The sequence below is a fragment of the Desulfovibrio sp. 1214_IL3152 genome (genome assembly GCF_036763055.1).
In the GTDB taxonomy this organism is placed as follows: domain Bacteria; phylum Desulfobacterota; class Desulfovibrionia; order Desulfovibrionales; family Desulfovibrionaceae; genus Desulfovibrio.
In genome coordinates, this window is sequence record NZ_JBAIYW010000103.1 from 1 (window position 1) to 2,228 (window position 2,228).

General features: G+C 59.4%; 3 protein-coding genes. 2 read left to right on the top strand and 1 reads right to left on the bottom strand.

Features of this window, described 5'->3' with window-relative positions:
* Positions 1-531: 531 nt before the first annotated feature.
* Positions 532-960, top strand: a complete 429-nt coding sequence (locus V6C07_RS01985; protein ID WP_333534716.1) for a DMT family transporter — start codon at positions 532-534, stop codon at positions 958-960.
* Between the two features lie 404 nt (positions 961-1,364).
* Entirely contained in the window at positions 1,365-1,838 is a 474-nt protein-coding gene (locus tag V6C07_RS01990) for a YbaK/EbsC family protein (protein ID WP_333534717.1), read from the top strand.
* A 43-nt stretch (positions 1,839-1,881) separates the two neighbouring features.
* Here the strand turns inward: V6C07_RS01990 and V6C07_RS01995 are convergent.
* On the bottom strand, positions 1,882-2,228 hold a 347-nt coding region (locus V6C07_RS01995), incomplete at its 5' end, for a DUF134 domain-containing protein (protein WP_333534718.1).

Sequence of the window (2,228 nt, forward strand, 5' to 3'; positions counted from 1 at the left end):
CGCCAGCTTTGCCCTTGAAAAGCTGGGAACCCAGGAACACGCCATGACACCGGCGCTGTTCCGCCAGCGCTATGAGGCTGTCTTCGGGGCGCTGCCCCAGGGGGTTTTTGCCGCGTAAGTTTTTGTCTTTTGTTGGACCTGTCGCGGCAGACGCCGCAAGCCGTGCGCAGCAGCAGGCATTGCAATCAGCGCCGGGCAGGGCGGGGTGGTGGAACAGCCTCCTCCCTGCCCGGCAGATAGCTGTCGGAGGCCGCATGATCCGCTCAGGCCGTCAGGGTGAAAAGACTGTTTTCGGCAGAGTGCGGCGTTGCGCGAATTTCAACTGCCCCGAGTGTTTCATACGCCGGAGTGTTTCACAATGCGCTGTGCGCATCAGGTGAAAGGCTCCGCCTGGGCAAAACAAGGTGCAGCATATCCCGCAAAGGCGGCGAGGCGGCGGCCCCGGTTTCGCAAAGTCCTGCCTGCAGGGACGGCCCGACGGGATGTCCGCGCGCCAGACGCGCCTACTGCGGGGTTTTGCCGGAGGAAAGCATGCTGTATATAGCGCTTATGGTCTTTGGCGGATGTCTTGTGGCCTTGCAGTCGCCGATAAATGCCGCCCTGAGCCGTACGGTGGGTATTCTGGAAAGCAGCTTTGTTTCGTTTGCCGGCGGCACGCTGTTTCTCGGCCTGGCGGTGCTTTTTTTCGGGCGCGGGCAACTTCTGCGGCTGACGGAAGCGCCTTCGTGGCAGTGGATCGGCGGTGTTTTCGGAGCGATAATGGTGCTCAACAGCGTCATTGCCGTGCCGCGCATCGGCGTGCTGACCACGGCTATGGCAATGATTTTCGGCAACCTGCTCATGGCGGCCATCATAGACAATTACGGCTGGTTCGGCTTGCCGGTAACGCCCTTCGGCTGGCGGCGGCTGCTGGGTTTTGTGCTGGTGCTGGCCGGGCTGGCGCTGGTGTTCCGCCGTTAGAGCAGTTAACGAATGAAATGAGTTAACTGCCCTGCAAGGATTTTCTTGAAAATCCTTGCCACGAAATGCGAGAAGGCAGGCTTTTGCCTGCCGTAAGCGAGCATTTCAAGTGTTAAATGCTCTAGATGTAGAGCAGATTAACTTTGAGAATATACATTCTCAAAGTTTAAGGCACGCTCACTTCGGCGTTTAACCGCGCAGATAAACTGCGCTTACGCCTCCGTAGCGAACGTCTGCTCACGCAGCCGTCCGAGCAATTTAAAAGTTAAATTGCTCTAGGCCATTGTATTTGATGGTGCTCCGGCACTGCCCGCGGCTGATGGCGCGGGCTGCCTTGCCGGTGGCTGTTTTTCAGGTTGTTTGGCGGGCTGTTTTTGAAACGCGCGGAGAATAAAGGAAAGGTTATGCGGGTAGACGCAGTAAAGGCCGAGCTGGCAAAGAACGGTCTGGCTGAAGGCTATATGGAGTTTGAGGTGTCGAGCGCCACTGTGGATCTGGCGGCAGCAGCCGTGGGCTGCGAGCCGGGGCGCATTGCCAAAAGCCTTTCTGTTCTGGGACCCGAGGGGCCGGTGGTGCTGGTGGTTATGGGAACGGCCCGGCTGGACAATCGCAAGTTCAAGGATGCCTTTCGGTGCAAGCCCCGTTTTATCAGGCCCGAAGACCTGCAGGAGCAGGTGGGGCATCCTATGGGGGGTGTTTGCCCTTTTGCCCTGCATGACAATGTGCGCGTTTATCTGGACGCCAGCCTGAAGAGCTTTGACCCGGTGTACCCCGCAGCCGGAGCGCCCAACAATGCCGTAAAGATTTCTCTGGCCGAGCTTGAGCGCGTCACCGGCGGAACGTGGGTCGATGTCTGCAAGGAAGAGGAAAAAGCCTAGGGCCGCTGTGGGGGGGGCGCACAACCTGTTTGAACTGAGTGCGTTACCGGTTTCGTCCCCGGCGGCAGCCGCCTCCGCCGCATGATGCGCCCTCGCCGCTGCAAAGCCTGTATTCCCCGCCCTCAATGCGCAGCATCTTGCCGTTGACGAGGGCATCGGCCAATTTTTTACGCGCCTCGGCATAAATGCTCTGCACAGTGGTGCGGGCGATGTGCATGCTTTCGGCGCAACCTTCCTGGGTCATGCCTTCAAGATCAATGAGCCGCAGGGTTTCATACTGGTCCACTGTCATGACAATAACGTCCTGATCCGGCCCATGCGAACCATCCGGCCCATGCGGGGAGTGCATGGCATGGCCCCTGTGGCGGCCTCCCCGTCCCGGCCCGCGTC

Excerpts from the sequence above, each read along its gene's own strand:
- V6C07_RS01985 (WP_333534716.1), top strand. The coding sequence starts at position 532 with ATGCTGTATATAGCGCTTATGGTCTTTGGCGGATGTCTTGTGGCCTTG.
- V6C07_RS01990 (WP_333534717.1), top strand. The coding sequence starts at position 1,365 with ATGCGGGTAGACGCAGTAAAGGCCGAGCTGGCAAAGAACGGTCTGGCT.